The organism is Paludibacter jiangxiensis (assembly GCF_001618385.1).
In the GTDB taxonomy this organism is placed as follows: Bacteria; Bacteroidota; Bacteroidia; order Bacteroidales; family Paludibacteraceae; genus Microbacter; species Microbacter jiangxiensis.
Genome location: NZ_BDCR01000002.1, coordinates 1 through 13,465 on the forward strand (window position 1 = coordinate 1; position 13,465 = coordinate 13,465).

Annotated in this window: 7 protein-coding genes, 2 tRNA genes and 3 rRNA genes; 11 read left to right on the plus strand and 1 reads right to left on the minus strand. The window is 44.9% G+C overall.

All coding sequences use genetic code 11. From position 1 onward, the window contains the following. The first annotated feature begins 363 nt into the window (after positions 1–363). The 11 genes from PJIAN_RS05140 (at position 364) to PJIAN_RS05190 (ending at position 11,606) form a co-directional block, all read left to right on the plus strand. Positions 364–1,889: ribosomal RNA gene (locus PJIAN_RS05140) — 16S ribosomal RNA — on the plus strand. Positions 1,890–2,081: 192 nt separating this feature from the next. Then, positions 2,082–2,155 (plus strand) — tRNA-Ile (locus PJIAN_RS05145). A gap of 88 nt (positions 2,156–2,243) precedes the next feature. Further along, a tRNA-Ala gene (locus PJIAN_RS05150) sits at positions 2,244–2,317 on the plus strand. A 313-nt stretch (positions 2,318–2,630) separates the two neighbouring features. Next, a 23S ribosomal RNA gene (locus PJIAN_RS05155) occupies positions 2,631–5,515 on the plus strand. A 110-nt stretch (positions 5,516–5,625) separates the two neighbouring features. Continuing rightward, positions 5,626–5,737, plus strand: a 5S ribosomal RNA gene (gene rrf / locus PJIAN_RS05160). Together the 16S, 23S and 5S rRNA genes with 2 tRNA genes alongside form the textbook arrangement of a ribosomal RNA operon. Positions 5,738–5,929: 192 nt before the next feature. Further along, positions 5,930–6,331 (plus strand): phosphoribosyltransferase, encoded by a 402-nt coding sequence (locus PJIAN_RS05165; RefSeq protein ID WP_068702782.1) that lies wholly within the window; start codon positions 5,930–5,932, stop codon positions 6,329–6,331. Between the two features lie 56 nt (positions 6,332–6,387). Continuing rightward, positions 6,388–7,251: a formyltetrahydrofolate deformylase gene (gene purU / locus PJIAN_RS05170; protein ID WP_068702783.1), complete on the plus strand. Its 864-nt coding sequence runs from the start codon at positions 6,388–6,390 to the stop codon at positions 7,249–7,251. 60 nt (positions 7,252–7,311) lie between these two features. Continuing rightward, complete coding sequence (locus tag PJIAN_RS05175; protein ID WP_068702784.1) at positions 7,312–8,244, plus strand: DUF362 domain-containing protein; 933 nt, start codon at positions 7,312–7,314, stop codon at positions 8,242–8,244. 220 nt (positions 8,245–8,464) lie between these two features. After that, the gene (locus tag PJIAN_RS05180; protein ID WP_068702786.1) at positions 8,465–9,730 is read left to right on the plus strand and encodes a putative DNA modification/repair radical SAM protein; all 1,266 of its coding nucleotides are present in this window, start codon (positions 8,465–8,467) and stop codon (positions 9,728–9,730) included. 69 nt (positions 9,731–9,799) lie between these two features. Continuing rightward, entirely contained in the window at positions 9,800–10,561 is a 762-nt protein-coding gene (locus PJIAN_RS05185) for a TIGR03915 family putative DNA repair protein (protein WP_068702790.1), read from the plus strand. Positions 10,562–10,703: 142 nt separating this feature from the next. Beyond that, entirely contained in the window at positions 10,704–11,606 is a 903-nt protein-coding gene (locus PJIAN_RS05190) for a DUF6263 family protein (RefSeq protein WP_068702792.1), read from the plus strand. 188 nt (positions 11,607–11,794) lie between these two features. Here the strand turns inward: PJIAN_RS05190 and PJIAN_RS05195 are convergent, their stop codons facing one another. Further along, the gene (locus PJIAN_RS05195; RefSeq protein ID WP_068702794.1) at positions 11,795–13,456 is read right to left on the minus strand and encodes an AMP-binding protein; all 1,662 of its coding nucleotides are present in this window, start codon (positions 13,454–13,456) and stop codon (positions 11,795–11,797) included. Positions 13,457–13,465 lie beyond the last annotated feature (9 nt).

Below are 13,465 nucleotides of genomic sequence, written 5' to 3' on the forward strand. Positions count from 1 at the left end.
CAAGTGATTTGGTAATGTCGGAAAAAGGGCGTTACTTTGCATCCGCTTTGAGAGACAAACACGGAGGTGTTTTTAAGGCTTAAAGCTGAGAAAGTTTTGAAAAAAAAGTTGCTGAAAAGTTTGGTAGTTCAAAATAAAGCAGTACCTTTGCAGTCCCTTTCGCTTCTAAAAAAACGAGGGGTCAAAACGAGAGATCTTTGAATATAATTGAAACAACAAAATGTAGTATAAGGAAAGGTTAGTGTGAGAGCTAACCGTCAATTTACTTAAATTACACCTTTAATAAAATAAAGGAAGTCATCTTGAGAAGACACGATAATTAATAGCGATATTAGTTATCACAAGGAACAAAAACTAATTTATACAATGAAGAGTTTGATCCTGGCTCAGGATGAACGCTAGCGACAGGCCTAACACATGCAAGTCGAGGGGCAGCACGAGGTAGCAATACTTTGGTGGCGACCGGCGCACGGGTGCGTAACGCGTATGCAACCTACCTGTAATTGGGGGATAGCCTTCCGAAAGGAAGATTAACACCGCATAAGACAATAGATCCGCATGGATTAGTTGTTAAATATTTATAGATTACGGATGGGCATGCGTCTGATTAGATAGTTGGTAGGGTAACGGCCTACCAAGTCTGCGATCAGTAGGGGTTCTGAGAGGAAGGTCCCCCACACCGGAACTGAGACACGGTCCGGACTCCTACGGGAGGCAGCAGTGAGGAATATTGGTCAATGGGCGAGAGCCTGAACCAGCCAAGTCGCGTGAAGGAAGAATGTCCTATGGATTGTAAACTTCTTTTGTAGGGGGATAAAAAAGAGTACGTGTACTCTCTTGTAGGTACCCTACGAATAAGGATCGGCTAACTCCGTGCCAGCAGCCGCGGTAATACGGAGGATCCAAGCGTTATCCGGATTTATTGGGTTTAAAGGGTGCGTAGGCGGGCTGTTAAGTCAGTGGTGAAAGGTTGACGCTCAACGTTAACATTGCCATTGAAACTGGCGGTCTTGAGTGCAAATGAGGCAGGCGGAATGTGTTGTGTAGCGGTGAAATGCATAGATATGACACAGAACACCAATTGCGAAGGCAGCTTGCTGGAATGTAACTGACGCTGAGGCACGAAAGCGTGGGGATCAAACAGGATTAGATACCCTGGTAGTCCACGCAGTAAACGATGATTACTAGCTGTTAGCGATAGAATGTTAGTGGCTAAGCGAAAGCGATAAGTAATCCACCTGGGGAGTACGTTCGCAAGAATGAAACTCAAAGGAATTGACGGGGGCCCGCACAAGCGGAGGAACATGTGGTTTAATTCGATGATACGCGAGGAACCTTACCCGGGCTTGAAATGCATCTGACGAACTTGGAAACAGGTTTTCTAGCAATAGCAGATGTGTAGGTGCTGCATGGTTGTCGTCAGCTCGTGCCGTGAGGTGTCGGCTTAAGTGCCATAACGAGCGCAACCCTTGTCATTAGTTACTAACAGGTTAAGCTGAGGACTCTAATGAGACTGCCATCGTAAGATGCGAGGAAGGTGGGGATGACGCCAAATCAGCACGGCCCTTACGTCCGGGGCGACACACGTGTTACAATGGAGGGTACAGAGGGTCGCTACCTAGTGATAGGATGCTAATCTCGAAAGCCTTTCGTAGTTCGGATTGGAGTCTGCAACTCGACTCCATGAAGCCGGATTCGCTAGTAATCGCGCATCAGCCATGGCGCGGTGAATACGTTCCCGGGCCTTGTACACACCGCCCGTCAAGCCATGGGAGTTGGGGGTGCCTAAAGATTGTGACCGCAAGGAGCGATTTAGGGCAAAACCAGTGACTGGGGCTAAGTCGTAACAAGGTAGCCGTACCGGAAGGTGTGGCTGGAACACCTCCTTTCTGGAGAGATGACGACGTAAGGCAAGTAAGTGACATACAGGTTAGTTATACATTAAACTTACCTTTACTACATTTGTTAAATAATACGAGTTAAAAGTTGAATGTTCAAAGTTGAAAGTTGTAAAACCTTAAACTTTAGACCTTAAACTTGGAACTTGAAAGTAGAGCCTGGAAAGAGGCGCAAGAACAGCCAGTCCTATAGCTCAGTTGGTTAGAGCGCTACACTGATAATGTAGAGGTCGGCAGTTCAACTCTGCCTGGGACTACAAAAAAAACGAGCAAGTGAGAAAGTGAGACGGAGAGCAAGTGAGTTCACCTCACACCTGACCACCTGACTGACTCACCTTCTAAAACGGGGGATTAGCTCTGCTGGCTAGAGCATCTGCCTTGCACGCAGAGTGTCAACGGTTCGAATCCGTTATTCTCCACAAAAAATATCATCACAAGCGAGTGATGAGAAGAAAGAACAAACATATTGACAAGAAACTTCAGATCCACAGGGGGGTCAGAAAGTGATAATCAGAGCGGTTATCAAATGAAAAGCGGTTCAACCCCGCAAAGTTTCACCACTGATAAAGCGGTTAATTAATAATTAAACATTAATAATTAACCATTATCAAAAAGGTCTTTGACATATTGGAAAAGTAGAGAGAAAACGAGTAAAGTTAAAAAAAATAAAAGGTAGCGATACAATAATAATTTAAGAGCGCTGGTTAGTTGGCAACAATTTACCACACGAGAAGAAAAGTAAGTAAGAGCGCAGGGTGGATGCCTTGGCTCTCGGAGGCGATGAAGGACGTGATAAGCTGCGATAAGCTACGGGGAGGTGCAAATGACCTTTGATCCGTAGATTTCCGAATGGGGCAACCCAATGCCGTGAAGCGGCATTACTTTCCTAATGGAAGGTGCGAACGCAGGGAACTGAAACATCTAAGTACCTGTAGGAGAAGAAAACAAAAGTGATTCCCTAAGTAGTGGCGAGCGAACGGGGAACAGCCCAAACCAACAGTGTTTCGGCATTGTTGGGGTTGTAGGACCACGACATATGATTGTAAAAGGAACAGGAATCGTAATGGAACTTTGTACCATAGAGGGTGATAGTCCCGTACTGGTAATGTTTACAATTGTTAGTGGTATCCTGAGTTGCGCGGGACACGAGAAATCCTGTGTGAAACTGCCGGGACAATCCGGTAAGGCTAATTACTCCCGAGAGACCGATAGCGAACAAGTACTGTGAAGGAAAGGTGAAAAGCACCTCGAACAGAGGAGTGAAAAAGAACCTGAAACCGTGCGCTTACAAGCGGTTGGAGCATCATTTATGGTGTGACAGCGTGCCTATTGCATAATGAACCTACGAGTTACTTTCACCGGCAAGGTTAAGCCCTTCAGGGGCGAAGCCGAAGCGAAAGCGAGTCTGAATAGGGCGCATTAGTCGGTGGGAGTAGACGCGAAACCAAGTGATCTACCTATGAGCAGGTTGAAGTTCCGGTAACACGGAATGGAGGACCGAACCGGTAAGCGTTGAAAAGCTTTCGGATGACTTGTGGGTAGGGGTGAAAGGCTAATCAAACTTGGAGATAGCTCGTACTCCCCGAAATGCCTTTAGGGGCAGCGTTAATATAGTTTACATGAGGTAGAGCGACTGATTGGATGCGAGGGTTTCACCGCCTATCAAGTCCTGATAAACTCCGAATGCATGTAAATGGTTATTGGCAGTGAGGGCATGGGTGCTAAGGTCCATGTCCGAAAGGAGAAGAATCCAGACCATCAGCTAAGGTCCCCAAATTAATGCTAAGTTGAACTAACGAAGTCAGACTGCAGAGACAGCTAGGATGTTGGCTTGGAAGCAGCCATTCATTTAAAGAGTGCGTAACAGCTCACTAGTCGAGCGGTCAGGCATGGATAATAATCGGGCATAAGCATTATACCGAAGCTATGGATTCAATAAGAATGGTAGGGGAGCATTCCTGTACAGCGTCGAAGGTTCTTCGTAAGGAGGATTGGAGCGGCAGGAAAAGCAGATGTAGGTATGAGTAACGATAAGGGAGGCGAGAAACCTCCCCGCCGAAAGACTGAGGGTTCCTGATCAACGCTAATCGGATCAGGGTCTGTCGGGACCTAAGGCATACCCCTTGAGGGGGGAAGTCGATGGAAGAACCGGTTAATATTCCGGTACTACCTTATAGAGTGAAGTGGGGACGAAGAAGTGAAAGTCCGGCCAACTGACGGAATAGTTGGTTAAAGGGTGTAGATATTGAGAGGTGTAGGCAAATCCGCACTTTGAGTCGAACCTGACAGTACAGAGAGCCCTCGGGTGATCTGATAAGGACCTAATCAGGCTTCCAAGAAAATCCGCTAGCGTTAATCTATGAGGTACCCGTACTCTAAACGGACACACGTGGTCAAGTAGAAAATACTGAGGCGCTCGAGTGATTCACAGCTAAGGAACTAGGCAAAATAGCCCCGTAACTTCGGGAGAAGGGGCGCCAGCAGCAATGTTGGCCGCAGAAAATTGGCCCAGGCGACTGTTTAACAAAAACAAAGGGCTTTGCAAAATCGAAAGATGAAGTATAAGGCCTGACACCTGCCCGGTGCTGGAAGGTTAAGAGGAGAAGTCATCGCAAGAGAAGCTTTGAATTGAAGCCCCAGTAAACGGCGGCCGTAACTATAACGGTCCTAAGGTAGCGAAATTCCTTGTCGGGTAAGTTCCGACCTGCACGAATGGTGTAACGATCTGGGCACTGTCTCAGCTGTGAGCTCGGTGAAATTGTAGTATCGGTGAAGATGCCGATTACCCGCAACGGGACGGAAAGACCCCGTGAACCTTTACTGCAACTTTACATTGAATTTGGGTACTTAATGTGTAGGATAGGCCGGAGACTGTGAAGCAGGCGCGCTAGCGCAGGTGGAGTCAACCTTGAAATACGGCCCTTTAATTATTTGAATTCTAACTTCCGGATGGAAGGACACTGTATGGTGGGTAGTTTGACTGGGGTGGTCGCCTCCAAAAGAGTAACGGAGGCTCCCAAAGGTGCGCTCATGGCGATTGGTAACCGCCAGCAGAGTGTAATGGTATAAGCGCGCTTGACTGAGAGACCGACAAGTCGATCAGGTAGGAAACTAGGGCATAGTGATCCGGTGGTTCCGCATGGAAGGGCCATCGCTCAAAGGATAAAAGGTACTCCGGGGATAACAGGCTGATCATTCCCAAGAGCTCAAATCGACGGAATGGTTTGGCACCTCGATGTCGGCTCGTCACATCCCGGGGCTGGAGAAGGTCCCAAGGGTTGGGCTGTTCGCCCATTAAAGTGGCACGCGAGCTGGGTTCAGAACGTCGTGAGACAGTTCGGTCCCTATCTGTTGTGGGCGTAAGAAATTTGAGAAGATCTGACACTAGTACGAGAGGACCGTGTTGGACGAACCTACGGTTTACCGGTTGTTCCGCCAGGGGCACCGCCGGGTATCCGCGTTCGGGCAGGATAAGCGCTGAAAGCATCTAAGCGCGAAACCAACTTCAAGATGAGATTTCTTCTAAGGGCCGTTGAAGACGACAACGTTGATAGGCTGTAGGTGTAAAGGCAGTAATGTCAAAGCCGAGCAGTACTAATCGCCCGAAACTTTTCTTCTCCTCAAACTCTTATTTATTATAGTAATGCTATCCAATTTAGCTTACGAGTTAACTCTCTTTCCAATACGTCAACAATATACAGTTGAAGAAACCTGAAACTGAAAACTTTTAGGTGGCTATAGCGCTGGGGTTCCACCTCTTCCCATTCCGAACAGAGAAGTTAAGCCCAACTACGCCGATGGTACTGCACACAATGTGGGAGAGTAGGTAGCCGCCACTTTTACAAAACGCTTTGCATCTTACGATGTGAAGCGTTTTTGCGTTTATATATCTTTAATCCTGATGTTATTTGCAGACAGGATAATCAGATTTAGTCTGTTTTGTTATAAAATAGAATCAAAGTTGCTGTTTTCCTTCCATTTGTTTACTTACTCAGAAAAAATAGTTACTTTTGTTTCCGCTTTTAGGTTTTATGGAAAAAGATTTCAACGAAATACAGGAACGAGTCAGGACAATTGAATTCAAAGAACAATTCGATTTGGTAATTGCTATCGCTAACGGTGGAACTATTCCGGCAGAATTAATCAGACAAAAACTGGGTCTGGAGTTGTTTCTGCTAAAGATCAACCTACGCGATTCAAACCATGTTCCGGTGCATCCTAACCCTGTTTTACTTCAACCTATCGATTTTGATGTGAAAAGCAAGCGTGTTTTGTTAGTGGAAGACCGGATAAAGACCGGAAAAACTGTCGAATTTACGAAACGTCTTTTGCTTGAAAATGGAGCAGCCATGGTAAAAACTCTGGCCGTTAATGGAAATGCAGACTACTTCCTTTACAATGAAAGCTGTTTCCGGTTTCCGTGGATTCTTTAACGTCTTACCCATACGCGCGATAAAAATACTATTAAAAATATAAACAGGCTCATATTATGGCAAACGACAATACTGCAGTATTGCTTATTCACTGCCCCGACCGGCCGGGAATTCTTGCTGCTGTTACCGATTTTATCAACCAGCAAAAAGGAAATATTTTATATCTGGATCAGTACGTAAACAGAGAAGATCATGTATTCTTCATGAGGGTGGAATGGGCTCTCGATAATTTTATTATTCCTCGTGACGAAATAGAAGATTATATCGATACGCTGCTGGCCAAACGCTACAGTATGAATTTTCGCCTTTATTTCTCGGATTCAAAGCCCCGTATGGCTATCTTTGTATCTAAGATGTCCCACTGTCTGTTTGACCTTTTGGGGCGCTACCATGCCGGTGAATGGAACGTAGAACTGCCTTTGATAATTAGCAATCATCCTGACCTGAAGCCGGTCGCCGATCAATTCGGCATAGACTATTTTGTTTTCCCTATCAATAAAGATAATAAAGCCGAACAGGAAGCCAAGGAGCTGGAGCTGCTGAAGCAATACAACATTAATTTCGTCGTTCTGGCGCGCTATATGCAGGTATTGTCTCCACAGTTGATTGATAGCTATCCGAACCGTATTATCAATATTCATCACTCATTCCTTCCTGCATTTGCTGGAGCGAAGCCATATCATGCAGCACATGAACGCGGGGTGAAAATCATAGGGGCAACAAGCCACTACGTGACCAGTGATTTGGATGCTGGGCCCATTATTGGTCAGGATGTGGTGAGAGTGACTCATAAGGATACAATTGAAAGCATGGTTCGAAAAGGAAGGGATTTGGAAAAGATCGTACTTTCCCGTGCTGTTGAAAAGCATATTGATCGCAAAATTCTGACTTATCAAAACCGTACGGTCGTTTTCGATTAAACCTTTAGGTTATTCAAGTCGTCTAATAAAAATGTAACAACCCAATAATTCTATATGCCTATGAAACGTCGTGATTTTCTTTTGTCTGCAGCCATTACCGGTGTAGCCTCGACTTTGCGGTTCGATAAACTGGAAGCTGCCCTTCAAAACAATAAAGTCAGAGTAACTTCCACACCCGATCTCGTTGCGGTGATGGGTGGTGAGCCTGCAGCCATGCTTGATAAGGCTCTTGCTAAATTCGGAGGTATTCAGGCGTTTGTAAAGAAAGGTCAGACTGTTGTTATTAAACCGAATATTGGATGGGATAAATCACCCAATCTGGCAGCAAATACGAATCCGGAACTTGTAAAAGCCTTGGTGAAAAAATGCCTTGCTGCCGGAGCAAAAAAAGTACAGGTTTTCGATCATACCTGTCAACAATGGGATAACTGTTACCGAAACAGCGGGATAAAAGCCGCAGTTGAAAGTGCCGGAGGTGAAATGTTGCCGGGAAATGATGGAAGTTATTATAAGAAAATAGCTCTTCCTCACGGCGTTCGGCTTAAAGAGGCAATGATTCATAAAGCATTGCTCGAATGTGACGTCTGGTTTAATATGCCAATTCTTAAGAATCATGGTGGGGCCAAGATGTCCATATCAATGAAAAATTATATGGGTATTGTTTGGGACAGAGGTTTCTTTCATAGTTCGGATCTGCAACAATGTATTGCCGATATTTGCACCTACCCAAAACGTCCAGCACTGAACATTGTGGATGCTTACCGGATTCTATACAAAAATGGTCCTCAGGGACGGAACGAATCAGATACAGCAATTCTTAAAACATTGATTGTTTCTCCTAATATCGTTGCTGCCGATACCGCCTCCATTAAGTTTTTTAATCAGGTAGAGAAGATGGATATCAATGCTGTGGGACACATTGCAAAAGCTGAAGCGTTGCACCTTGGTACCCGCAATCTGGATTCACTGAAAATAGAACGAATTAAGATGTAATTAATTAAATAATAGCAGGATAATATATGCTGATTTCTTGTGGTTTACCCCAAAAGTTTGATAAAAGCTTTTGGGGTGAACTTTTAATATCGTTATCCTTGTTGTGTTTTGACGAAGGCGATTTATGGTAAGATTGTTCATCAACGATTTTTCAACAATCCCGTTTTTTTAAGAAATCCGGTGGTGGAGATTTTCTTCAAAATGGCTTACTTTGTATGTAATGAACGAAGCAATACTCGAAAAACTGAAAGTGCTGGCAGAATCGGCAAAGTACGACGTGTCGTGTGCCTCCAGCGGTACTACGCGTAAGAATATTCCCGGCGGAATAGGAAACGCGCAGGGCTGGGGTATTTGTCATTCGTTCACAGAAGATGGTCGATGCGTGTCGTTACTCAAGATTATGCTCACCAACAATTGTATCTACGATTGCGCTTACTGTATCAACCGGCGAAGCAACGACCTGCAACGGGCTACTTTCAGCGTGTCGGAACTGGTGGAACTGACTATTGAGTTTTATCGCCGTAACTACATCGAAGGATTGTTTCTTAGTTCAGGGGTGGTGCGCAATCCAGATTATACCATGGAACGCCTGGTTCGGGCAATTAAAGACCTACGGACGGTGCACCGTTTCAATGGTTATATCCACATGAAGAGCATTCCGGGAGCTAGTGAACAGTTGGTGCACGAGGCCGGATTGTATGCCGACCGTCTTAGCGTCAATATAGAGATCCCGACGGAGCAAAATCTGAAATTGCTTGCGCCTGAAAAGGATCACGCCAGTGTTTACAAGCCGATGTCGTTTATTCAGCAGGGAATGCTGGAAAGCAAGGAGGATCGGCGAAAATTTCGATCGGCACCCCGTTTTGCTCCGGCCGGGCAGAGCACTCAGATGATTGTGGGGGCTACCAGCGAAAACGATAAGCAAATTCTTCAAACTTCTGCGGCGCTCTATCAACGCCCGAGTATGAAGCGGGTTTACTACTCGGGATTTATTCCTGTTAATAGTTACGACAACCGCTTGCCGGCGCTAAAGCAACCTCCCTTGGTGCGCGAAAACCGCCTCTATCAAGCCGATTGGCTAATGCGTTTTTACGAATTTAAGGTGGATGAGATTGTGGACGACCGTTATCCCGATCTCGATTTGGAAATAGATCCGAAGCTTTCATGGGCCTTGCGTCACCCCGAAGTATTTCCGGTGGATGTCAATAAAGCCGATTATTCGCTGATATTGCGCATTCCGGGCATCGGAGTGAAGTCGGCCAAGCTGATTGTGATGTCCCGGCGGTACACTAAAATTACCGGTTCGGCATTGAAGAAGATGGGAGTGGTGATGAAGAAGGCGCAATACTTTATTACCTGCAACGAATTGCCGGTGCATACTGTGCACGAAGCTTCGCCCGAATATGTTCGAAAAGTGTTGACTGAAAAGAAATTTCCCAAGTCTAAACAGACTGATCAACAACAATTGTCGTTGATTTTCGAATAAAGACTTCGTCAATAATTTCTGCCCCTCATAGGAAGAAACTATCATTGCATATTAATCGACAAGGAAAAAATGATTGTTTTTCGTTACGATAAAACCTACGAAGGCCTGCTGACGGCCATTTTTGATGCCTATTTCCGAAAGACTTTTCCGGATAAGCTGCTGGGTACGGACGATATCGAACCTATGTTTGCCGAAGAAAGTTTTACCGTTATCACGCAATCGGATAAAGCTGCGCGGGTGTGGAAGTCGCTGGAAAAAAAGCTGTCAGCCAATGCCTGCAATATGCTTACTTACGTGTGGTTGTCGGAGGAGGACGGTAGCGATGAACTATTGTTTCAGTATATCCGTAAAACGGTGGACAGTAAACGAACAATCGAAACGAATTTTGCCGACGAGGTAGTGCTAAAAGTACACAAACTGGCCATGAAGGTGAGTAAGGAACGACTCCGAATGATTCAGTTTGTGCGGTTTCAAAAAGCTGCCGACGATGTGTTTTTTGCTCCCGTTTCGCCCGATCACAATTGCCTGCCTCTGGTGATCGATCATTTCAAAGACCGCTTTGCCGATCAGAAGTGGATACTCTACGATACCAAGCGTGATTACGGTTTTTATTACGACCTGAAAACCGTCACAGAGATGACACTTGAAACCTCGGCGCGATTCTCCGAAGGTAAACTCGATGAAGCTTTGATGGCGGAAGACGAAAAACTGTTTCAGCAGTTGTGGAAAACCTACTTTAAGTCGATGGCTATTAAAGAACGCATCAATCCGAAATTGCACAGACAGCTGATGCCGAAGCGTTACTGGAAATATATGACCGAGAAACAGTGAGTTGTTTTCTGGTATTGTGAGTTACTCTTAAGTTGATATTGTTGGCGTTTTTTATGTGACTTTTGTGCGTCAGTTTGAAATATAATTTGTTTCTTTGTAAAAAATATTTAATTCAATACTTGTTAATTATTCTAATTTTGCCATGAAACACAAAAACAACATTCGGCTTCTCTTTGCAATGGTTTTAGTTTGCTTCGCATTGCAGATTTCTGCAAAAACAACATTGCGTCTTAATCTTCAAAAAGGTTCGGGTTATGAAATGAACATGAACATGAGCATGAAGATGGATCAGGAAGTGATGGGACAACAAATCAAGATGGATCAAAAGATGAACATGCAATTGATTTATAAAGTTGCTGATATTCTTCCGTCGAAAAATTATATTATTGAGTATTCCGTAGGACAAGTTAAACTGGACATGAATGCGAATGGACAGCAAGTGAGTTTCGATTCTCAGGCGGGTGGAAATCCGACTTTTGATAAGCTCAAAGCGATAATAGGTTCTGTTGTGAAAATGGAAGTAACTCCGTTGGGAAAGATTGAAAAAATTGAAGGAATGGATGCTTTTATTCAAAAACTTGGTGATGATAAAACGATGGCACAATTGGTTCCAATGTTTTCGTCTGACGAAGGAATTAAATCATTCATGAATCAAACTTTCGGCTATATTCCCGAGAATGAATTGGAAAAAGGTTCGAAATGGTCGTGTAAGTCTCAATTGACTAATCCAATAAATCTGGATTTGACGGTTAATTATGAGCTGGCATCTATTGAGGGGAATGCTTTGAACCTGAATGTGACTTCAACATTCAATGCAGCTAAACAAATGGAACAGATGGGTGCGAAAGTAGATATGCAAATTGATGGTACTCAAAATGGAACCATGACGGTTGATGCTACTGATGGCTGGCTCCGTGCCCAAAACCTTGACCAGAACATCAAGATGATCATGAAAATGAAAAATCCTCAGTCGGGTGAAGAAATGAATATGCCTATCGAACTGAAAATGAATATTGAAACCAGGGTAGTAAAAAAGAGCCTTTGATTTTGTGAAGTTAGAGGATTGTCTATTCTGATTTATCCCACTTTGTGTGTTGAGATAAACGACTCGCCCAAGAGAAAATAAAAAAGCCAAGTTCAGACTTGGCTTTTTTATTTGAGAATCATCCACCTAATTAGGGGTGTTAATCCTGAATTTTTAGGAGCAAATTATCGGGCGGATACCTAACGGTCTTATTCTCCGCTTGTGTCTTTGCCACGAATTTCCACCCGGCGAATTTTTCCGCTGATGGTTTTCGGTAATTCGTCTACAAACTCGATTACACGTGGATATTTGTAAGGAGCTGTTACGCGCTTAACATGATCCTGAATCTCGTGGATCAGGGCTTCTCCAGCTTTCTCCTTGTATTCTTTGGACAATACGATGGTAGCCTTCACCACTTGTCCGCGCACTTCGTCGGGTACGCCGGTAATGGCGCATTCCACTACGGCAGGGTGAGTCATGAGGGCACTTTCTACCTCGAACGGCCCGATACGGTAGCCCGAGCTTTTTATCACGTCGTCCGTGCGGCCTACAAACCAGTAGTAGCCGTCCTCGTCACGCCAAGCTACGTCGCCGGTGTGATAGATATGGTTGTCGTAAACGCTTTTGGTCAATGCTTCGTCGCGATAATAACCCATAAAGAGCCCAACGGGTTTGAAACGATCGGTGCGAAGGATAATTTCGCCCTGTTCTCCATCTTCGGCTGAGCGTCCGTCGGCAGTAATCAGGTCCATATCATAGGCAGGATTAGGCACTCCCATTGATCCCGGTTTGGGTTCCATCCAGGGGAAAGTGGCAATGGTAAGCGTAGTTTCAGTTTGACCGAAACCTTCCATCAGTTTGATGCCCGTTATTTTGTAAAACGCTTCATATACAGCTGGATTAAGCGGCTCGCCTGCAATAGTGCAATATTTCAGCGACGAAAGGTCGTAGCTTTTCAAATCTTCGCGGATCAGGAAACGGAACACCGTTGGAGGTGCACAGAACGATGTTACCTTGTATTTTTCGATCATGTGAAGCACGTCGGCGGGGGTGAATTTTTCATGATCGTACACAAAAATGGCTGCACCTGCAATCCATTGTCCGTAGAGTTTTCCCCATACAGCCTTGCCCCAACCGGTGTCGGCCACCGTTAAGTGCAAACTGTCCTGATTGATATTATGCCAGTAAGAGGCAGTTACGATATGTCCCAAAGGATAGGTGAAGTCGTGGATCACCATTTTGGGATTACCCGTTGTGCCCGATGTAAAATAGAGCAGTGATATGTCGTCGTTTTCGTTCTGTTGGGTCGGTTGAGCAAACGGAGACGCGTTACGGATACCTTCGTGGAAGTCGTTCCATCCTTCGGGCTGATCAGGGCCTACAGAAACCAATTGCGTAATGGAGGGAGAGTCTTTCAGTGCTCCGTTGACGTGTTTTATTACTTCTTCTTCGCCCACAGCAACAATCATTTTGATACTTGCCGCATTACAGCGGTAAACAATGTCTTTTGGTGTGAGAAGGTGAGTGGCGGGTATGCAGACGGCTCCCAGTTTGTGTAATGCTAAAATGGAAAACCAAAATTCGTACCGCCGTTTCAGAATCAACATCACCATATCGCCTTTGCCAATGCCCAGCTGTTGAAAGTAGGCGGCAGTAGCATCGCTATATTGCTTCATTTCCGCAAACGAAAAATCAATATGCTTGCCGTGGTCGTTTGTCCAGCAAAGTGCTCTTTTATCGGGAGCAATGCGCGCCCATTCATCAACAACATCGTAGGCAAAATTAAAATTCTCAGGAACCACTACCTGAAAGTTCTGCCTGAAATCATCAAGTGATTCGAATTCGGTTTTGGTAAGAAATTTTTCAATCATGTCGAAAAC

Excerpts from the sequence above, each read along its gene's own strand:
- PJIAN_RS05165 (WP_068702782.1), top strand. The coding sequence starts at position 5,930 with ATGGAAAAAGATTTCAACGAAATACAGGAACGAGTCAGGACAATTGAA.
- purU (WP_068702783.1), top strand. The coding sequence starts at position 6,388 with ATGGCAAACGACAATACTGCAGTATTGCTTATTCACTGCCCCGACCGG.
- PJIAN_RS05175 (WP_068702784.1), top strand. The coding sequence starts at position 7,312 with ATGAAACGTCGTGATTTTCTTTTGTCTGCAGCCATTACCGGTGTAGCC.
- PJIAN_RS05180 (WP_068702786.1), top strand. The coding sequence starts at position 8,465 with ATGAACGAAGCAATACTCGAAAAACTGAAAGTGCTGGCAGAATCGGCA.
- PJIAN_RS05185 (WP_068702790.1), top strand. The coding sequence starts at position 9,800 with ATGATTGTTTTTCGTTACGATAAAACCTACGAAGGCCTGCTGACGGCC.
- PJIAN_RS05190 (WP_068702792.1), top strand. The coding sequence starts at position 10,704 with ATGAAACACAAAAACAACATTCGGCTTCTCTTTGCAATGGTTTTAGTT.
- PJIAN_RS05195 (WP_068702794.1), bottom strand. The coding sequence starts at position 13,456 with ATGATTGAAAAATTTCTTACCAAAACCGAATTCGAATCACTTGATGAT.